The organism is Pseudacidovorax sp. RU35E, assembly GCF_900156165.1.
Lineage (GTDB): Bacteria > Pseudomonadota > Gammaproteobacteria > Burkholderiales > Burkholderiaceae_C > Xenophilus.
This window is the reverse complement of sequence record NZ_FTMY01000002.1, coordinates 452400-472113: the sequence shown is the minus strand read 5'-3', so window position 1 is coordinate 472113 and position 19714 is coordinate 452400. Positions and strand designations below refer to the sequence as shown.

Annotated in this window: 18 protein-coding genes; 8 read left to right on the top strand and 10 right to left on the bottom strand. The window is 67.2% G+C overall.

The annotated features are described in order from the left end of the window. Positions 1–71 precede the first annotated feature (71 nt). On the top strand, positions 72–2147 hold the full coding sequence (locus BXA03_RS05100) for a M3 family metallopeptidase (RefSeq protein ID WP_076504553.1): 2076 nt from the start codon (positions 72–74) through the stop codon (positions 2145–2147). Beyond that, the gene (locus BXA03_RS05095; RefSeq protein WP_234983593.1) at positions 2144–2788 is read left to right on the top strand and encodes a glutaredoxin family protein; all 645 of its coding nucleotides are present in this window, start codon (positions 2144–2146) and stop codon (positions 2786–2788) included. The genes BXA03_RS05100 and BXA03_RS05095 overlap by 4 nt, the downstream gene beginning before the upstream one ends. A gap of 25 nt (positions 2789–2813) precedes the next feature. Here BXA03_RS05095 and rpiA read toward each other — a convergent pair whose 3' ends face one another. After that, positions 2814–3485: a ribose-5-phosphate isomerase RpiA gene (gene rpiA, locus BXA03_RS05090; RefSeq protein ID WP_200803332.1), complete on the bottom strand. Its 672-nt coding sequence runs from the start codon at positions 3483–3485 to the stop codon at positions 2814–2816. Positions 3486–3543: 58 nt separating this feature from the next. Between rpiA and BXA03_RS05085 the strand changes: the two genes are divergently transcribed. Next, positions 3544–4605 carry a quinone-dependent dihydroorotate dehydrogenase gene (locus BXA03_RS05085; protein WP_076504549.1) on the top strand — a complete coding sequence of 354 codons (1062 nt, stop codon included), beginning with the start codon at positions 3544–3546 and terminating at the stop codon, positions 4603–4605. Positions 4606–4659: 54 nt separating this feature from the next. Here the strand turns inward: BXA03_RS05085 and BXA03_RS05080 are convergent, their stop codons facing one another. Together BXA03_RS05080 and BXA03_RS05075 are read right to left on the bottom strand one after the other, a co-directional pair. Next, positions 4660–5361: a hypothetical protein gene (locus BXA03_RS05080; protein ID WP_076504547.1), complete on the bottom strand. Its 702-nt coding sequence runs from the start codon at positions 5359–5361 to the stop codon at positions 4660–4662. Positions 5362–5409: 48 nt separating this feature from the next. After that, positions 5410–5721 (bottom strand): glycine zipper domain-containing protein, encoded by a 312-nt coding sequence (locus BXA03_RS05075; protein ID WP_076504544.1) that lies wholly within the window; start codon positions 5719–5721, stop codon positions 5410–5412. 702 nt (positions 5722–6423) lie between these two features. Here BXA03_RS05075 and BXA03_RS05070 point away from each other — a divergent pair. The 4 genes from BXA03_RS05070 to BXA03_RS05055 all read left to right on the top strand — a co-directional run bounded on the left by BXA03_RS05070 (position 6424) and on the right by BXA03_RS05055 (position 10085). Beyond that, complete coding sequence (locus BXA03_RS05070) at positions 6424–7047, top strand: YitT family protein (RefSeq protein ID WP_076504542.1); 624 nt, start codon at positions 6424–6426, stop codon at positions 7045–7047. A gap of 163 nt (positions 7048–7210) precedes the next feature. Next, positions 7211–8755 (top strand): polyhydroxyalkanoate depolymerase, encoded by a 1545-nt coding sequence (locus tag BXA03_RS05065; protein ID WP_076504540.1) that lies wholly within the window; start codon positions 7211–7213, stop codon positions 8753–8755. A 17-nt stretch (positions 8756–8772) separates the two neighbouring features. Next, a complete protein-coding gene (locus BXA03_RS05060) occupies positions 8773–9453 on the top strand; it encodes an RnfABCDGE type electron transport complex subunit B (protein ID WP_076504538.1) in 681 nt (226 codons plus the stop codon). Next, the gene (locus BXA03_RS05055; RefSeq protein WP_076504536.1) at positions 9450–10085 is read left to right on the top strand and encodes a LysE family translocator; all 636 of its coding nucleotides are present in this window, start codon (positions 9450–9452) and stop codon (positions 10083–10085) included. The genes BXA03_RS05060 and BXA03_RS05055 overlap by 4 nt, the downstream gene beginning before the upstream one ends. 48 nt (positions 10086–10133) lie before the next feature. Here the strand turns inward: BXA03_RS05055 and BXA03_RS05050 are convergent, their stop codons facing one another. The 7 genes from BXA03_RS05050 to scpA all read right to left on the bottom strand — a co-directional run bounded on the left by BXA03_RS05050 (position 10134) and on the right by scpA (position 18850). Continuing rightward, positions 10134–10628 carry a VOC family protein gene (locus BXA03_RS05050; RefSeq protein WP_143476211.1) on the bottom strand — a complete coding sequence of 165 codons (495 nt, stop codon included), beginning with the start codon at positions 10626–10628 and terminating at the stop codon, positions 10134–10136. 35 nt (positions 10629–10663) lie between these two features. After that, positions 10664–12718: an acetyl-CoA carboxylase biotin carboxylase subunit gene (locus tag BXA03_RS05045; RefSeq protein WP_076504532.1), complete on the bottom strand. Its 2055-nt coding sequence runs from the start codon at positions 12716–12718 to the stop codon at positions 10664–10666. Positions 12719–12756: 38 nt separating this feature from the next. After that, complete coding sequence (locus tag BXA03_RS05040; protein ID WP_076504530.1) at positions 12757–13374, bottom strand: glutathione S-transferase family protein; 618 nt, start codon at positions 13372–13374, stop codon at positions 12757–12759. A gap of 25 nt (positions 13375–13399) precedes the next feature. Further along, complete coding sequence (locus tag BXA03_RS05035; protein WP_076504528.1) at positions 13400–14932, bottom strand: acyl-CoA carboxylase subunit beta; 1533 nt, start codon at positions 14930–14932, stop codon at positions 13400–13402. Continuing rightward, on the bottom strand, positions 14929–16038 hold the full coding sequence (meaB, locus tag BXA03_RS05030) for a methylmalonyl Co-A mutase-associated GTPase MeaB (RefSeq protein WP_076504526.1): 1110 nt from the start codon (positions 16036–16038) through the stop codon (positions 14929–14931). The genes BXA03_RS05035 and meaB overlap by 4 nt, the downstream gene beginning before the upstream one ends. Next, a complete protein-coding gene (locus tag BXA03_RS05025) occupies positions 16035–16598 on the bottom strand; it encodes a GIY-YIG nuclease family protein (protein WP_076504524.1) in 564 nt (187 codons plus the stop codon). The genes meaB and BXA03_RS05025 overlap by 4 nt, the downstream gene beginning before the upstream one ends. A 98-nt stretch (positions 16599–16696) precedes the next feature. Then, positions 16697–18850: a methylmalonyl-CoA mutase gene (gene scpA / locus BXA03_RS05020; protein ID WP_076504522.1), complete on the bottom strand. Its 2154-nt coding sequence runs from the start codon at positions 18848–18850 to the stop codon at positions 16697–16699. Positions 18851–18989: 139 nt separating this feature from the next. Here scpA and BXA03_RS05015 point away from each other — a divergent pair, with 139 nt between their 5' ends. Next, a complete protein-coding gene (locus BXA03_RS05015) occupies positions 18990–19637 on the top strand; it encodes a GntR family transcriptional regulator (protein WP_076504520.1) in 648 nt (215 codons plus the stop codon). The last annotated feature ends 77 nt before the right edge of the window (positions 19638–19714 follow it).

The window sequence follows — 19714 nt, the reverse complement described above, 5'->3', positions numbered from 1 at the left end:
AGCCGGCCTTCATCGCGGCCATGGCGAGGTCCGGCGCTTGAAGCCCCGGGCTTTGCCTCAAAATCAGCAGCATGACCTCCAATCCGCTGCTCGACTTCTCCGACCTGCCTCTGTTCGACCGCATCCGGCCCGAACATGTGGCGCCCGCCATCGACGATCTGCTCCAGCAGGCCGAGTCGGCGTTGGAGCAAGTCACGGCGCCCGACTTTCCTGCCGAATGGGGCGCCATCGCCCGCGTGCTCGATGTGGCCACCGAGCGTCTGGGCCGCGCCTGGGGCGCCGTCGGCCATCTGAACGCCGTCGCCGACACGCCCGAGCTGCGTGCCGCATACAACGAGGCCATGCCGCGCGTCACTGCCTTCTGGACGCGCCTGGGCGCCGACGAGCGCCTCTATGCCAAGTACAAGGCGATCGACGTGGCCACGCTCAATGGCGAACAGCGCCAGGCCCACGCGAATGCCATGCGCAACTTCGTGCTCGGCGGTGCCGAACTGCGGGGCGCCGCGCGGGACCGCTATGCCGAGATCCAGGAACGCCAGGCCGAGCTGAGCCAGAAGTTCAGCGAGCACGCGCTGGACGCCACGGACGCCTTTGCGTACTACGCCGAGCTGTCGGAGCTGGACGGTGTCCCCGCTGATGTGATCGCCGCCGCGCGCGCCGCGGCGCAAGCCGAAGGCAAGGCCGGCTACAAGCTCACGCTCAAGATGCCCTGCTACCTCCCGGTGATGCAGTTCGCCCGCAGCAGCGGACTGCGCGAGCGTCTGTACCGCGCCTACGTCACCCGCGCCAGCGAGTTCGGCGATGCAGCCTTCGACAACACCCCGCTCATTCTCGAGATCCTCAAGCTGCGCCAGGAAGAGGCGCAGTTGCTCGGCTACCGCAACTTCGGCGAACTGTCGGTCGTGCCCAAGATGGCCGAATCGCCCGAGCAGGTGATCGGCTTCCTGCGCGACCTGGCGGCCAAGGCCAAGCCCTACGGCCAGCGCGACGTGGTGCAGCTGCGCGACTTCGCCAGCCGCGAACTCGGCATCGCCGATCCGCAACCCTGGGACTGGAGCTACATCGGCGAGAAGCTCAAGGAAGCCCGCTACGCATTCAGCGAGCAGGAGGTCAAGCCCTACTTCCCGGCGCCCAAGGTGCTCGACGGGCTGTTCAAGATCGTGCAGAACCTGTTCGAGGTGCAGATCCGCCGCGACGAGGCGCCGGTGTGGCACCCCAGCGTGGTCTTCTACCGCATCGAGCGGCAGACGCCGCAGGGCGTGCAGAAGGTGGGTCAGTTCTATCTGGATCCTTCCGCCCGTGCCGCCAAGCGCGGTGGCGCATGGATGGATGACGTACGCGCCCGCTGGCTGCGCCCGGATGACCAGCGGCTGCAGACACCGGTGGCTCACCTTGTCTGCAATTTCGCCGAGGGCGTGGACGGCAAGCCGCCGCTGCTCACGCACGACGATGTCATCACCCTCTTCCACGAGTTCGGCCACGGCCTTCACCACATGCTCACGCAGGTGAACGAGCATGACGTCTCGGGCATCAGCGGCGTGGAGTGGGATGCCGTGGAGCTACCCAGCCAGTTCATGGAAAACTTCTGCTGGGAATGGGACGTGCTGCAGAACATGACGGCCCATGTGGACACCGGCGCTCCCCTGCCCCGGGCGCTGTACGACAAGATGATCGCGGCGAAGAACTTCCAGAGCGGCATGCAGACGCTGCGCCAGATCGAGTTCTCGCTGTTCGACATGCTGCTGCATACGCAGTTGGACGCGAGCCAAGCCAAGCCCGATGCCGTGATGGCGCTGCTGAACGAAGTGCGGACCGAAGTCGCCGTCCTGCCCTCGCCGGAATTCAGCCGCACGCCCATGACCTTCACGCACATCTTCTCTGGCGGCTACGCGGCGGGCTACTACAGCTACAAGTGGGCCGAGGTGCTGTCGGCCGACGCCTATGCCGCGTTCGAGGAGACCGTGGACGCGCAGGGCCTGCCCAGCGTGGAGACCGGGCGTCGCTACCGCGAGGCCATCCTCGAAGCGGGTGGCAGCCGCAGCGCGATGGAATCGTTCAAGGCCTTCCGCGGACGGGAGCCCAGCATCGACGCGCTGCTGCGCCACCAGGGCATGAGCGAGCCGCTCGCCGAGGAAGCCCTGGCGTGAACGCGCTGCGCGCCGCCTGCGTGCCGAGCAGGGTCGCCCTGACCGTCGCTGCCGCATTGTCCGTGGCGGGGTGGTCGGCGACGGTGGCCACTCAGACGCTTTATCGCTCGGTCGACGCGCAAGGCCGCGTGACCTTCTCGGACAAGCCCCCCTCCACCGCGGCACGTCCAGTGGAAGCACCGCCCACCAACGAAGTCGACACGGGGGCGGACGGCCTGCCCTTCGAACTCAGGCAGGTGGTGCAGCGCTACCCGGTGACCCTGTACACGCAACGCAACTGTGCACCGTGCGACGAAGGCCGCTCGATGCTGCGTGCCCGTGGTGTTCCATTCAGGGAACGCACGGTGGACGGAAGCCGCGACATCGAGGCGCTCCAGCAGCTCAGCGGCCAGACGGGGCTGCCGCTGCTGACGATCGGCGCCCAGCAACTTCGCGGCTTCGCCGACGGGGACTGGTCGCAATACCTGAATGCCGCCGGCTATCCCAGGAGCAATGGGCTGCCGCCCGGCTACAGCCCGCCGGCCGCGCGCCCCCTGGCCGGGCCGGCGCCCCCGCCCGCCGCCACAGCACCGGCGCCCGCGCGGGTCGAGCCGCCAGCCACGGGACCGACGCCATCCAATCCCGCCGGTATTCGCTTTTGAGCGGCTGCGCGCAGCGCCAAGCGTCTCAGTAGCTCAGCGTCTGCACGCCGTCGGATGTGGCGAGCAGGCAAAGGCTGGCCTTCTGGTGCGCAAAGATGCCCACCGTCACCACGCCCGGCCACTGGTTCACCTCGGATTCGAAAGCCAGGGGCTCGCGGATCGACAGGCCGGTCACATCCAGGATGTGCTGACCGTTGTCCGTCACCAGCGGCCGGCCATCCTTCATGCGCAGCGACGCCGTCCCACCCTGGGCGGCGAACTGCCGCGAGATGCGCCGGACTGCCATCGGGATCACCTCGACCGGCAACGGAAAGCGGCCGAGCACGTCCACGCGCTTGGACGCATCGGCGATGCAGACGAAGCGGCGCGACTGCGCGGCGACGATCTTCTCGCGCGTGAGGGCGGCGCCACCACCCTTGACCATGTAACCACGCCCGTCGATCTCGTCCGCGCCATCGATATAGACCGCGAGTTCATCGACCTCGTTGCTGTCGAACACCGGAATGCCCAGGGCCTTGAGGCGTTCGGTGGAGGCTTCCGAGCTGGACACCGCCCCCTTGATCTCGTCGCGGATCGTCGCCAGCGCCTCAATGAACTTGTTCACCGTGGAGCCGGTGCCCACGCCCACGATCTCACCGCGCACCACATGCGCGAGGGCGGCGCGGCCCACCTGGGCCTTGAGTTCATCCTGGGTCATGGCGGCATTGGGCATCGGGGAGAATCCTGGGTTGTCCGAGAAAAACGCGAATTATCAGATGCCCGCTCCCGCCACCGGCCTCTACGGCCTCGCCCGCCCCCTTCTGTTCCGCATGGACGCGGAAGCGGCCCACGAGCTGACGCTGGGACAACTGGCCCGCACGCAGAACACGCCGCTGGCTGCGCTCTACACCGTGCGGCGTGTCGACGACCCGGTCGAACTGGCGGGCCTGCGCTTTCCCAACCGAGTCGGCCTGGCGGCTGGCCTGGACAAGAACGCCCGCTGCATCGACGCTTTCGCCGCCATGGGCTTCGGCTTCGTGGAAGTGGGTACTGTCACGCCCCGGCCGCAGCCTGGCAACGCGCGTCCCCGGATCTTTCGTCTGCCGGCGGCCGAGGCGCTCATCAACCGACTCGGTTTCAACAATGAGGGGCTCGACAGCTTCCTGACCAACGTGCAGCGGGCGCGATTCCGCCAGCGCGCGGACAGCCTCCCGATGCTGCTCGGGCTCAACATCGGCAAGAACGCAAGCACCTCGATCGAGCGGGCGGCCGACGATTACCTGGCCTGCCTGGACGGCGTCTATGCGCAGGCGGACTATGTGGCCGTGAACATCTCCAGCCCCAACACGGCCAATCTGCGCAGCCTGCAGAGTGACGAGGCGCTGGACGCACTGCTGGGTACCCTGTCCGAGCGGCGCGTCCAGTTGCATCAACGCACAGGCAAACGCACCCCGATCTTTCTCAAGATCGCGCCCGATCTCGATGAGGCCCAGGTGGCCGTCATTGCCGACACGCTCAGGCGCCAGGGCATGGATGGCGTGATCGCCACCAACACCACGCTCGCACGCGATGCCGTGGCAGGCCTGCCGTACGGGCAGGAAGCTGGTGGGCTTTCGGGGGCACCCGTCCGCGACGCCAGCAATCGCGTGATCCGCCAGCTGCGGGCCGCGCTCGGCCCGGGCTTTCCGATCATTGGTGTCGGCGGCGTCCTCAATGGCAACGACGCCCAGGCCAAACTCGCAGCGGGTGCGGACGTCGTGCAGATGTACACGGGACTGATCTACCGAGGCCCCTCGCTGGTCACGGAAGTGGCCACCGCGTTGCGCAAGAGCCGCTGACCCGGTTTGGGCCAGGGCGCCTCGGATCGGCGCCAGGCCCAGCGCCGGCGCCGATCAGCGCAACTTCCAAAGCAGGGGCAGCGCCCATCCCGCCCAGCGCAGCAGCCGCCGTGGCCCCAGCACGGCCACGACGGTAGCCGCCGCGGCGCCGGTGGCCAAGGGATGCTCACGTGCAATCCGCACGGCAGTCGCGGACAGAGGCTGGCTTGGTGGCCGGGCGGAGGCGCGTGCGGCCGCTTCGGCCTGCGCTGCCGCTCGGCGCTCTTGCACCAACGCACGCCGGGCCCGCTGCTCGGCGATGCGCGCCAGCACTTCTTCCCGCATCGTCGCCATCTCGACAGGACCGGGCATCGTCGAAGACGCCTGCGCGTCGGTGCCCGAAAGGTCACGCCGCAACTCCTGCGTCAGCGGCAGGACGGCCTGCGTGGTGCGCCGGACGCGTGCCAGAAGCAAGGCGAGAAGCGCAGCCCAGACCACAGCCCAGGCAATCGCCACCCACCACGCCGCGCGAACGCGTAAAGGCCCGTCCCAGTAGTGCACCACCACTGCGCCGGACAGCACGACACCGGCGATGACGCTGACGAGTGCCAGCACGACCGACAGGAATGCGGATTGGGCGAGCGGCGTGCGTGCCTCGTGCCATGCGATGCCGGCGAGCTGTGCGCGGTGGTGGACACCCAGGGCAGCCTCAGCGCCAGCCGCCTTCCAACGCCGCAGCCGGGGCCCCAGCCCCAGCATCTCAAGGAGCCGGCTCATACGCGCGCTTTTCTGCCCGGCCAAGCCGGCGACACACGAAGTGCGACATCAGCGGCGGTTGCCGATCAGCAGACCCACCAGAACGCCGACCGCGAGGGCAGCACCGGCAATCTGCCACGGCTCGTCGTGGGCATAGGCATTGGCCGTCTGCGCAGCTTCCTTGGCCTTTTTGGCGGCGACCTTGCTTTTTTCGGCGGCAAGCTCACGCGCAATGGCGAGCTTGGTGTCCACACGCTGCTTCAGCGCCTTGAGCTGCGGCACCGCTTCAAGATCCTTGTTGGACAGGACGCCCCGGACATCGCTGGCAAGGTCTTCGACCACTGCGTTGGCCGCAGCTTCAAGGTTTTGGGTAACGGACATGGAATACCTTCCCTCGTATTCAGGACATCGGCAACGTGCCGACAACGACATCCGCCTCACGGCGGGATGGGAAGGATATTAATGCCGCACGCTCGCCGGTCCTCGGGCTGACAGGCATCTGGTCGGCAATAGGCGGCACGCTTGCCTTAGGGCGGGGCAGCTGATAGGGCTGCCGCCCCCTGCTACTTCTGGGCGATCGTTAAAGCGTGCGCCAGCGAAACGCTGCGGCCCGCATGAAGGAGTGGTGAACACGCATGCGCAGCGACACCCTTCCACGCATGGCCGGGAGTACCGGAGACGGCGGTTGCTGGCCCGGAGTGGGCGGGGTACCACGGTCCGGCTGCACTGGCATTTCCGCGGGATCAGCGGGCGGGGTACTCATCATCGATAAGCGGGCAGAGGCTTGCAGCATCACGGTCAGACTCCTTGCGGCAGTAGTCGGTCACCTGGGTAGGCAGTGCCACAAGGCACTCTTGAGCAGGAATGCACCCAGTGTTCTCGCGGTCCGTGCCGCTATGCCCAGGAATGAAGCCCCAATGGCTGTCAGCGCGACGGGCCATCCCTCGCGGCGTGACCGCCCAGGGTCTTGAAGGCCGTGTCTGTCACGGCGTGACGCACCGCATACATACGCACACACCCCTCTATGGAAACTGCGCCCGCGGTTGTCTGCGGCGCGGCCTGCTTCTTGCGTAGCATTGGGATATGGACATCCCCAGTCCCCATTACTCGACGTCCTTGCGCCATTCCCGCTTCGAAGACTTCCAGGCCCTGTGCGCCGGCACGTTGTTCGTCGCCATGGCGCTGGTGCTGTTTGGGCAGGCGGGCCTGCTCACCGGCGGCACTGCCGGTGCCGCGTTCCTGCTCCACTACGCCACCGGGATGGGACTGGGCCAGACCTTTTTTCTGCTGAACCTGCCGTTCTACGGCTTCGCCTGGAAGCGGATGGGCGGTGAATTCACCTTCAAGACCTTTGCCGCGGTGCTTCTGCTGTCCGTCCTCACCGAGTTCGCGCCGCGATTCGTGTCGATCCAGGCCCTGCATCCTGCATTTGCCGCGGTCTTTGGGGGCTTGTTGCTGGGGACGGGCTGCCTGTTTTTGGCCCGGCACCGGGCCAGCCTCGGGGGCGCCACCATCGTCTCGCTCTACTTTCAGGAGCGTCGAGGCTGGCGCGCCGGCAAGGTGCAACTGGTCATCGATTGCGCCGTGCTAATGGCCGCGCTGTTCGTGGTCGCTCCCTCCCGCGTCGGCTCGTCCATCCTGGGCGCCGTGGTGATGGGCGGCTTTCTCTGGGTCAATCATCGCCCCGGGCGCTACGTCGGAAGCTGAGCGCCTTGGCGCCCTGACAGACGCGACCGCCCGCACCTGCGCTTTACCCTGCCTTCTGCGACTTGCGTCGCACGGCACGAGCGCAGCCGCGGGCAGTGCCCCACCTTCGCGTCAGGACCCGCTGCTATATTGCGGCGCAGCGAAACTTGCGCCTCTCAACATCATGCTGTATCACCTCTATGAAGCCCAGCGCTCGTTGATGGAGCCCTTCGCGGACTTCGCGCGTGCTGTGTCCAAACTCTACGGCAACGGCTCCATGTTCAGCCAGTTGCCCATGGCCCAGCGTGTGGCCGCGGGATACGACCTCATCTACCGTCTCGGCAAGGATTACGAGAAGCCGGAGTTCGGCATCCAATCCGTCCAGGTGGACGGCGCCGAGGTGGTCATCCACGAAATCGTCGAAGTCGACAAGCCCTTCTGCCAGTTGCGCCGCTTCAAGCGCTACACCGACGACCCGGAGGTGCTGAACACGCTCAAGAATCAGCCCGTCGTGTTGATCGTGGCCCCCCTGTCTGGCCATTACGCGACGCTGCTGCGCGACACGGTGCGCACGATGCTGCAGGGCCACAAGGTCTACATCACCGACTGGAAGAACGCGCGCACGGTCCCACTGTCGGAGGGCGAATTCCATCTCGACGACTACATCAACGACGTGGAGCAATTCATCCGCCACGTGCAGGCCGAATACGGCAACTGCCACGTCATGAGTGTCTGCCAGCCCACCGTGCCCGTGCTGGCTGCGATCTCTCTGATGGCCAGCCGCGGCGAAACCACGCCGCTCACGATGACGATGATGGGTGGGCCCATCGACGCACGCCGCTCGCCGACCGCCGTGAACAACCTGGCGATGAACAAGAGCTTCGAGTGGTTCGAGAACAACGTCATCTATCGCGTGCCTCAGGGCTTTCCAGGCGAAGGCCGGCGGGTGTACCCCGGCTTTCTGCAGCACACCGGCTTCGTGGCGATGAACCCCGACCGCCACGCCACCAGCCATTACGACTACTTCAAGGACCTGGTGAAGGGCGACGACGCCAGCGCCGAGGCCCACCGCAAGTTCTACGACGAGTACAACGCGGTGCTCGACATGGATGCGGACTACTACCTTGAAACCATCCGCACGGTCTTCCAGGAGTTCAAGCTGGTCGACGGCACCTGGGACGTTCGCAACGAGGACGGCGCCATCGAGCGCGTGCGTCCGCAGGACATCCGAACCACGGCTCTGCTGACGGTCGAGGGTGAACTGGACGACATCTCGGGCTCGGGCCAGACGCGCGCTGCGCACGACCTGTGCACACAGATCCCCGCCGAGCACCGCGAGCATTTCGAAGTGCAGGGTGCCGGCCACTACGGCATCTTCAGCGGCCGCCGCTGGCGCGACATGGTCTATCCGAAGGTGCGCGCCTTCATCGCCACCCACGATGCGCCGCAGAAGCGCGACGACACGCCGCTGGCGGCCGAAGACGTGCGCCGTAGCAATGCCGTTGCGACGCCAGCGCGTGCAGAACCCGTTGCACCGGTGTCCGCCAAACACGTCGCGGTACCGGCGTCCGCACCGACGCGGGCACCCGCTGCGCCGCGAACGGCCGTGGCACGCAAGGCGGCGACATCGCCGACCCCGGCGCGCAAGGCTGCCAAGGCGGCGCCCGCCGAGACTGTGGCGGCCGCGCCTGCCCGCAAGTCCGCGCCGCGTCGGGCGACAAAGGCCTGAGCGGGACTCCTTTGCGGATGGCCGTTTCACTCGCCGACCGCCTGCTCGACGCCCTGCCCCAGACGCAGTGCACCCGGTGCAGCTATCCGGACTGTGCCGGCTATGCGGCCGCGCTGGCAGACGGCAGCGCGGACATAGACCGCTGCCCGCCAGGGGGCGTCGAGGGCATGCGGCGTCTGGCGGGACTGCTCGGGCGTGAAGAACGACCGCTGAACCCGGCATGCGGCGAGGAAGGTCCGCGGAGCCTGGCCGTGATCGATGAAGCGTGGTGCATCGGCTGCACGCGTTGTCTGGAGGTGTGCCCTACGGATGCCATCCTCGGCTTCCACAAGCGCATGCACACCGTCATCGAGGTCCATTGCACGGGCTGCGAATTGTGCGTGCCGGTCTGCCCTGTCGATTGCATCGGTCTGGAGGTGGTCACGCCCGGCACTGGCGGCTGGGCTGCGTGGTCGCAGGAGCAGGCCGATCATGCCCGGCGACGCTACGCCGCACGACTGAGTCGCCTTGAAGCCCGTGCCAAAGTCCAGCCGGCGGCCGCGGAGGTCGCAGCAGCGACCTGCGCCGACACATCGCCGGCTGCAGCCCAGATGTCCGAAGCCGCCGACGCGCGAAAGCGCCGGATCGTCGAAGCAGCGCTCGCAAGGGCGCGGGCGGCGCGAGACCAGCCGAGGTCTCCCACGGCTGACGAACCATGACTGCGCAAACCCTGATCCTCTACGCCCTGGCCTGCGTGGCCATTGCGGCCACACCAGGCCCGACGATGTTGCTGGCCCTGTCCAACGGCATGCTCGGCGGCATGCGTCGGGCGGCCTGGGGGATCGCGGGCGCCTGCCTCGGCAGCGCAACGGTCATCGCCGTGGTCGCACTGGGACTGGGTTCCCTGCTGGCGGCCTCCCATTGGCTGTTCGAAGGGCTGCGCGTGGCCGGCGTGCTCTACCTGGCGTGGTTGGGCTTGAGGATGTGGCGCGCGCCGACGCCCGATCTGCGCACTGCGCTGGCACGCACGCCCCAGGACGATGCGCAGCGCGGCCTCGCCCTTTTGAGAAGCCTGGCCGTGGCACTTTCGAACCCCAAGGCCGTCTTCTTTTTTGCCGCCTTCCTCCCCCAGTTCGTCGACGTGCGCCAATCACAGGTGCCGCAGTACGCCCTCCTGGGCGGCATCTTCATCGGTATCGACCTGCTGCTGATGCTCGCCTACGCCGGTGCCGGTACGCAGGCGGTGCGGTGGATGTCCCAGCGCAGCCTGCGATGGCTCAACCGCGGTTGCGGCGGGGGCATGTGGCTGCTGGCAGGCGTGCTGGCCCTGGGACGTCGCCCGGGCACCTGAAGTCGGCCCAGGCCGCGCTCACCGGCGTGCCGGCGAAGCCGACGCCGCTCAGTCGCCCGTCGCAGCCGCCGCCATCGCGCCGAAGGCGTTGACCACCTCGGGCGGCGCCTGCACCAATTCGATGAGCACGCCTTCCCCTGAGACGGGGAACTCGTCGCTGCCCTTCGGATGCAGGAAGCAGATGTCGAAACCGGCCGCACCGCGGCGGATCCCGCCGGGCGCGAAGCGCACGCCCTGCGCCGTCAGCCATTCCACCGCGCGCGGCAGGTCGTCGATCCACAGCCCCACGTGGTTGAGCGGCGTCGCGTGCACGGCCGGCTTCTTCTCGGGGTCCAGCGGCTGCATCAAGTCGACCTCAACCTTGAAAGGGCCGCTGCCGATGGCGCAGATGTCTTCATCGACGTTCTCGCGCTCGCTGCGGAAGGTGCCAGTCACCTCCAGCCCCAGCATGTCGACCCACAGGGTGGCCAGGCGTTGCTTGTCGGCACCGCCGATGGCGATCTGCTGGACGCCCAGCACCTTGAACGGACGTTCCTTGTTCATTGGCATATTCCTTGGTGGACCGACGCGCCGCCGGCTCAGTTGAACTCCAGGATCACCTGGTCCACTGCCAGCGATTCGCCCTTTGCCGCGGCGATCTTGCCCACCACGCCGTCCTGGGCCGCGAAGAGCACGTTCTCCATCTTCATGGCTTCGATGACGGCGAGCTTCTCGCCAGCCTGCACCTGCTGGCCTTCCTTGACGGCGACGTCCACAAGCAAGCCGGGCATAGGCGAGAGCAGGAACTTGCTCATGTCCGGCGGCGCCTTGTAGGGCATCAGCGACTGCAGCCGCGCACCCAGCGGCGACAGCACCATGGCCTCGATCTGCGTGCCGTTGTGCTGCACGCGCAGGGCCAGCGGGTTCTTGCCTGCGCCTCGCTCCACCTGCGCGGTGAAGGGCTGGCCATTGACGCGCCCCTCGACACGGATGCCGCCCAGCGGCGAGCGGCTTTCGAGCTGGTAGCTGCGGCTACCGACCTGCACGGCGCTCGCGCCCGTCGCACCCTGGAAGTCGGTGACGCTCACCGGCGTGTGGCGATGTTCGCCATCCGCCCCGAGCGTGACGACCACGAACTGCTCGCCCACCTTCACGCCATGGCCCGCCAGCTGACCGCTGATGCCCGAAGCACGTGCACGGTAGCGCCGGTGCGCGTAGGCCGCCAGCGCGACCAGGAAGTCGGGGTCGTCATGCGGCACGTCCTCGGCTCGGAAGCCATGGCCGTAGTGCTCGGCGATGAAGCCGGTGTTGAAGTCGCCGCTGACGAACTTGGGGTGCGCCAGCAGCGCCGCCTGGAAGGGAATGTTGCTGTGGATGCCGCGGATCGCGAAGCCGTTGAGCGCCTCGCGCATCAGCGCGATGGCATGCGCCCGGTCCCGCCCGTGCACGATGAGCTTGGCGATCATCGAGTCGTAGTACATGGGGATCTCGCCGCCCTCGTACACCCCCGTATCCACGCGCACGCCATAGGCATCGGGCGCGTTCGGCTCGGAGGCCGACAGCGACTCGGCCGGCGGCTGGAACTTCACCAGCCGGCCCGTGGACGGCAGGAAGTTGCGGAACGGGTCTTCCGCGTTGATGCGGCATTCGATGGCCCAGCCGTCGCGCTTCACGTCGGCCTGCGTCAGCGGCAGCGGCTCGCCGGCCGCGACGCGGATCATCAGCTCCACCAGGTCCAGCCCGGTGATGCACTCCGTCACCGGATGCTCCACCTGCAGGCGCGTGTTCATCTCCAGGAAATAGAAGTCCTGGTCCTTGCCGACCACGAACTCCACCGTGCCGGCCGACTGGTAGTTGACCGCCTTGGCCAGCGCCACGGCCTGCTCGCCCATGGCCTTGCGCGTCGCATCGCTGATGAAGGGCGACGGCGCCTCCTCGATCACCTTCTGGTGGCGCCGCTGGATGGAGCATTCGCGCTCGTTCAGGTAGATCACATGGCCCTGGCTGTCGCCCAGCACCTGGATCTCGATGTGCCGCGGCTGCTCCACGAACTTCTCGATGAAGATGCGGTCGTCGCCGAAGGAATTGCGCGCCTCATTGCGGCAGGAGGTGAAGCCCTCCAGCGCCTCCTTGTCGTTGAAGGCGACGCGCAGCCCCTTGCCACCGCCACCGGCACTGGCCTTGATCATCACCGGATAGCCGATGCCCTTGGCGATTTCCACCGCCTGCTCGGCCGTGTCGATGGCGTCGTTGTAGCCCGGGATGGTGTTGACCTTGGCCTCGTTCGCGAGCTTCTTGGAGGCGATCTTGTCGCCCATCGCCGCGATGGAATGGTGCTTGGGGCCGATGAAGACGATGCCCTCTTCTTCCACGCGCTTGGCGAAGGACTCGTTCTCCGACAGGAAGCCGTAGCCCGGATGCACGGCCTCGGCACCGGTCTTCTGGCAGGCCTCGATGATGCGGTCGGCCATCAGGTAGGACTCGCGCGAGGGCGCGGCGCCGATGTGCACGGCCTCGTCGGCCAGTTCCACATGGCGCGCGTCACGGTCCGCGTCCGAGTACACGGCCACGGTCTTGATGCCCATCTTGCGGGCCGTCTTGATGACGCGGCACGCGATTTCGCCGCGGTTGGCGATCAGGATTTTCTTGAACACTGCTGCTCCGTTGTATTGGCGTTGCGATGGGGCACTGCTCACTGCAGACCCAGCGACTGGCGCATGGCCGCGTTCTTTGCCTCGGCGCGCTGGAAGGCGGGCCGGGCGTCCAGGCGCCGCACGTAGTCGGCGAACACGGGCGTCGGCTCGATCTGCTTGAAGGCGATCATGAAGCGCAGCGTGCCGCCGAACACGACGTCGGCCATGGAAAAGCGCTCGCCCAGCACGAAGTCCTTGCCTGCGATGGCGCCCTCCGCCGCGCTGAGCATGGCCTCGAAGCTGCCCCAGCCGGCCGACATCTCCTTGACGGTCCAGCCCGAGTGCTTGGCCATCACGGCGGGCTCGATCACGCTGGGCGCGAAGAGCGACCAGCGCAGATAGGTGCCGCGCTGCGGATCGTCCAGTGCAGGCGCCAGATGTGGTGCATGTCGGTCGGCCAGGTAGAGCGCAATCGCGGCCGCTTCGGTGACGACGACATCGCCGTCCACCAGCGTGGGCAGCTTGCCCATGGGATTCTTCGCCATCAGCTCGGGGCCCTTCTGCTCGCCCTTCATGATGTCGACGACCTTCAGGTCGTAGTCGACGCCGGCTTCCTCCAGCGCCCAGAGGGTGCCTGCGGCCCGCGAGTACGGGTGGTAGTAGAGGCTGAGGGTCATGGTGTGCTCCTCGTTTGCATCGCGGTCAGAGAGGAATGTTCCCGTGCTTGCGCCACGGGTTCTCCAGCTTCTTCTCGCGCAGCATCACCAGACTGCGGCAGATGCGCTTGCGGGTCTCGTGCGGCAGGATCACATCGTCGATGTAGCCGCGTGCGCTAGCGACGAAGGGGTTGGCAAATCGGGCCTTGTACTCGGCCTCGCGGGCTGCCAGCTTTTCCGGGTCCTTCTTCTCCTCGCGGAAGATGATCTCCACCGCGCCCTTGGCGCCCATCACCGCGATCTCGGCGCGCGGCCAGGCCAGGTTGACATCGCCCCGCAGGTGCTTGGACGCCATCACGTCGTAGGCACCGCCGTAGGCCTTGCGCGTGATGACGGTAATCTTCGGCACCGTGCATTCGGCGTAGGCGTACAGCAGCTTGGCACCGTGCTTGATGATGCCCCCGTACTCCTGGCTGGTGCCGGGCATGAAGCCGGGCACGTCCACGAAGGTGACGACCGGGATGTTGAAGGCATCGCAGAAGCGCACGAAGCGCGCGGCCTTGATCGAGCTCTTGATGTCCAGGCAACCGGCCAGCACCAGCGGCTGGTTGGCGACGATGCCCACGCTCTGGCCTTCCATGCGGGCGAAGCCGATCACGATGTTCTTGGCATAGTCGGGCTGCAGCTCAAAGAAGTCACCGTCGTCCACGACCTTGAGGATCAGCTCCTTCATGTCGTAGGGCTTGTTGGGGTTGTCGGGCACCAGCGTGTCCAGCGACCGGTCGGCGCGGTCGGCTGGGTCACCGCTGGGGCGAACCGGCGGCTTCTCGCGGTTGGAAAGCGGCAGGTAGTTGTAGAGGCGGCGCAGCATCATCAGCGCCTCCACGTCGTTCTCGAAGGCCAGGTCGGCCACACCGCTCTTGGTGGTATGGGTGATGGCGCCGCCCAGCTCCTCGGCCGTCACGTTCTCATGCGTCACCGTCTTCACCACCTCGGGACCGGTGACGAACATGTAGCTGGAGTCCTTCACCATGAAGATGAAGTCGGTCATGGCGGGCGAGTACACCGCCCCACCGGCACAGGGGCCCATCACCAGGCTGATCTGCGGCACCACGCCCGAGGCCATCACATTGCGCTGGAACACTTCGGCATAGCCGCCGAGCGAGGCCACGCCTTCCTGGATGCGCGCGCCGCCCGAGTCGTTCAGGCCGATGACGGGCGCGCCCACCTTCATCGCCTGGTCCATCACCTTGCAGATCTTCTCGGCATGGGCTTCGGACAGCGCGCCGCCGAAGACGGTGAAGTCCTGGCTGAAGACGAACACGAGGCGGCCGTTGATCATGCCGTAGCCGGTGACCACGCCATCGCCGGGGATCTTGTTGTCCGCCATGCCGAAGTCGGTGCAGCGGTGCTCGACGAACATGTCCCATTCTTCGAAGGTGCCGTCGTCCAGCAGCAGTTCGATGCGCTCGCGCGCCGTGAGCTTGCCCTTGGCATGTTGCGCGTCGATGCGCTTCTGGCCGCCGCCCTGGTGCGCCTGCGCACGGCGGCGTTCGAGTTCTTCGAGGATGTCCTTCATGGTGTCCTGTCGGTTGGGGATGAGGCGGGCGGCGCATCGTTCGCCGTCCGGGATTGGGGGGATGGGGGCTCCGCGGCCAGGGCGAGCAGCTGGCGCGCGGCGGTGGATGCAGCCACTTGGCCGGCGGCCACCTCGGCGGACACGCCGGTCAGCTTGTCGCGCACCTGCGGATGCTGGCGGAAGGCCTGGCGCAGGCCGGCCTCGATGCGCTCCCACATCCAGGCCAGGGCCTGCTTCTCGCGGCGGGCGGCCATTCGGCCATTGGCGGATTGCAGCTGGCGAAACTCGGTCACGGCGGCCCAGAAGCGGTCCACGCCCGCGCCCGTCAGCGCGCTGAGCTGCATCACTCGTGGCAACCAGTGGCGCACTTCGGCGCCGGTGTGGGCGTCGTGCAGGGCCTGCGCATGCTGCGGATTGCCGTGGTGGCCGAAGAGCCGCAGGGCCGAGGTGATCTGCGCCTGGGCCCGGGTGGCGGCATCGGCGTCGATGTCGGCCTTGTTGATGACGACCAGGTCGGCGATCTCCATCACGCCCTTCTTGATGGCCTGCAGGTCGTCGCCGGCGTTGGGCAGTTGCAGCAGCACGAACATGTCGGTCATGCCGGCCACGGCCGTCTCGCTCTGGCCCACGCCAACGGTCTCGACGATCACCACGTCGTAGCCGGCAGCTTCGCAGACCAGCATGGCCTCACGCGTCTTCTCCGCCACGCCGCCGAGCGTGCCCGACGATGGGCTGGGGCGGATGTACGCCTGCTCGTGCACCGACAGGCGCTCCATGCGCGTCTTGTCGCCCAGGATGGAGCCGCCGGACACGGTAGACGACGGGTCGATGGTGAGCACTGCCACGCGGTGACCCTGGTCGATCAGGTGCAGGCCTAGGGCCTCGATGAAGGTGGACTTGCCGACGCCGGGGACGCCCGAGATGCCGAGGCGGAAGCTGTGGCCGGTGTGCGGCAGCAGCGCCGTGAGAAGTTCGTCGGCCTGGGCGCGGTGGTCGGCCCGGGTCGATTCGAGCAGCGTGATGGCCTTGGCCATGGCGCGGCGCTGAGCCATCGGCGTGGCGCCGTGCAGGATGGCGTCAAGGTGCAGAGGACGCGCCTGGGTCATGGGGCTGTCTCGGCTGACGAGTTTGTCGGATGCGTGGCCGCATCGACGTCCCCAGTCCGTTCTGGCTGAGCTCGCCCTGACTGGTCGCCCCCAATCCGTTCGGGCTGAGCTTGCCGTGAATGGCCGCCCCAAGTCCGTTCGGGCTGAGCCTGTCGAAGCCGGGGCACGACCTCCGCCTGCGCGCTGTTCTGCCCTTCGACAAGCTCAGGGCGAACGGATTGAGGGCTCGGGCCGGGATCCGGGTTCGCCGTCTGACACGGACCGCAATCAGCACTTCCTTGCGTTCGCGAGCGCGCCACCTGTTGGATCGCTATCCAATCCCCCCGCGCAAGCGCCTCTTTCTTCGCCCGCGACCATCCCTTGATCCGCAGTTCGAAGGCCAGCGCAGCTTCACGCGTCTCGAACTCACCCTGCCACGACAGCGTGAACGGCTTGCGCGTGGCGGTGTAGCCGATCCGGCCGGCGACATGCTGCTGCAGGCGCGCATCCAGGTCGTCGGTGTGGCCTGCGTAGTAGGAGCCGTCCGCGCAACGGAGCAGATAGACGGAAAAAGGCTTCACGCGATTGGAAGATAGGGCTTCGACAAGCTCAGCCTGAACGGTGGAAAGGGCTGCAAGGGATCGGCGGCGGAGCTACAGAGGACAGGCACAGACCAGCCTCAAGCGGCGACAGCCGCCCGGATCTGCTCCAGCACATCCTTCGCACTCGCCGGAATCGGCGTGCCGGGCCCATAGATGCCCTTCACGCCCGCCTCGTACAGGAACTCATAGTCCTGCCGCGGGATGACGCCGCCCACGAACACGATGATGTCGTCCGCGCCCTGCTTCTTCAGTTCTTCGATGATGGCCGGCACCAGCGTCTTGTGGCCCGCCGCCAGCGTGCTCACGCCCACGGCATGCACGTCGTTCTCGATGGCCTGGCGGGCGCATTCCTCGGGGGTCTGGAAGAGCGGCCCCATGTCCACGTCGAAGCCCAGGTCGGCGAAGGCCGTAGCCACCACCTTGGCGCCGCGGTCGTGGCCGTCCTGGCCCAGCTTGGAGATCATCACGCGCGGCCGGCGGCCCTGGTGCTCGGCGAAGGCGTCGATCTCTTTCTTGAGCGCCTCCCAGCCTTCGGCCGAGTCGTAGGCAGCGGCGTAGACGCCAGTCACCTTCTGCGTGTCGGCGCGGTGGCGGCCGAAGGCCTTTTCCAGCGCGTCCGACACCTCGCCCACCGTGGCGCGCAGGCGGATGGCCTGGATGCTGAGGTCGAGCAGGTTGCCCTCGTTCTTCTCGGCCGCGGCCGTGAGTGCGTCGAGTGCCGCCTGCACCTTGGCGCCATCGCGCGCGGCGCGGATGTTCTGCAGGCGCGCCACCTGCTGGTCGCGCACCTTCATGTTGTCGATGGCGAGGATCTCGACCGGGTCCTCGTTCTTGAGCTTGTACTTGTTAACGCCGACGATGACGTCGCGGCCCGAGTCGATGCGCGCCTGCTTCTCGGCCGCCGCGGCCTCGATCTTGAGCTTGGCCCAGCCGCTGTCGACCGCCCTGGTCATGCCGCCCATGGCCTCGACCTCCTCGATGATGGCCCAGGCGGCATCGGCCATGTCCTGGGTGAGCTTCTCCATCATGTAGCTGCCAGCCCAGGGGTCGATGACGTTGGTGATGTGCGTCTCTTCCTGGATGATCAGCTGCGTGTTGCGGGCGATGCGGGCGCTGAACTCGGTCGGCAGCGCGATGGCCTCGTCCAGCGCATTGGTGTGCAGCGACTGCGTGCCGCCGAAGACTGCGGCCATGGCCTCGATGGTGGTGCGCACCACGTTGTTGTAGGGGTCCTGCTCGGTAAGCGACCAGCCCGAGGTCTGGCAGTGCGTGCGCAGCATCAGGCTCTTGGGGTTCTTGGCTCCCGTGGCCTTCATGATCCGGCACCACAGCAGGCGGGCGGCTCGCATCTTGGCGACTTCCAGGTAGAAGTTCATGCCGATGGCCCAGAAGAAGCTCAGGCGCCCGGCGAAGTCGTCCACGTCCATGCCCTTGGCGATGGCGGTCTTCACGTATTCCTTGCCGTCGGCCAGCGTGAAGGCCAGCTCCAGCGCCTGGTTGGCGCCGGCTTCCTGCATGTGGTAGCCGGAGATCGAGATCGAGTTGAACTTCGGCATGTTCTTGGCCGTGTACTCGATGATGTCGCCGATGATCCGCATGCTCGGCTCGGGCGGATAGATGTACGTGTTGCGGACCATGAACTCCTTGAGGATGTCGTTCTGGATGGTCCCGCTGAGCTTGTCCTGCGACACGCCCTGCTCTTCCGCCGCCACCACGTAGCCGGCCAGCACGGGCAGCACGGCGCCGTTCATGGTCATCGACACGCTGACCTTGTCGAGCGGGATGCCGTCGAACAGGATCTTCATGTCCTCCACCGAATCGATGGCCACACCGGCCTTGCCGACGTCGCCGGTCACGCGCGGATGGTCGCTGTCGTAGCCGCGATGGGTTGCCAGGTCGAAGGCCACCGACACGCCCTGCCCGCCCGCGGCCAGCGCCTTGCGGTAGAAGGCATTCGATTCCTCCGCGGTGGAGAAGCCGGCGTACTGGCGGATGGTCCAGGGTCGCACGGCGTACATCGTCGCCTGCGGGCCGCGGATGTAGGGCTCGAAGCCGGGCAGCGTGTCGCTGTGGCGCAGGCCCTGCAGGTCGGCGGCCGTGTAGAGCGGCTTGACGGTGATGCCGTCGGGCGTCACCCAGTTCAGCGCCGAGACGTCGCCGCCGGGGGCCGACTTGGCCGCGGCGCGCGCCCAGTCTTCGAGGGTGGAGGGCTTGAATTCGGAATCCGCCATGCTTCGTCTCTCTCGCTTGACCTCTGGTGCCGGAAGTGCGGCCACGCTTGCCGACCCCGGGGAATCCCGCAAGTCTAGCTGTCTGTAATTATTAATTCAATTATGAATTAGGGGCTTCTTCTGCGATACAGTCGCGCCCATGTCTGCCCTGACCTTCACCCCGCGCGCCCTCTATGAAGAGGTGGCGGAGCTGCTGCGCCAGCGCATCTTCCGCCGCGAACTGGAGCCCGGCAGCTGGATCGACGAACTGCGCATCGCGGAAGAACTGGGCATCAGCCGCACGCCGCTGCGCGAGGCGCTGAAGGTGCTGGCCGCCGAAGGCCTGGTGACGATGAAGCTGCGCCGCGGCGCCTATGTGACCGAGGTGTCCGACCGCGACCTGGCCGACGTGTACCACCTGCTCGGCCTGCTGGAAAGCGACGCGGCCGGCGTGGTTGCCACGCGCGCCACCGAGGCCCAGATCGCCGAGCTGCGCGCCCTTCACGACGAACTGGAGGCCGCCGCCCGCCCCGGCCAGGTGGACCGGGAGCACTTCTTCGCCGTCAATGAGCGCTTCCACATGCGGCTGCTGGCCATTGGCGACAACCGCTGGCGCGACCAGATGGTGGCGGACCTGCGCAAGGTGATGAAGCTCAACCGCCACAACTCGCTGCTGAAGGCGGGGCGCATCGAGGAATCGCTGGCGGAGCACCGCGCTCTGGTGGCTGCCATCGAGGCTCGGGACGCGCAGGCGGCCGAGGCGCGCATGCGCGAGCACTTCGTGAACGGACTCGACGCGGCATCCTGAGTCGGCGCGCGCCGCCGCTTGGACTGCAACGCGGCGCGGCGCAAGGCCGTGCCAATGGGCCGACCGCCCGCCCGTAG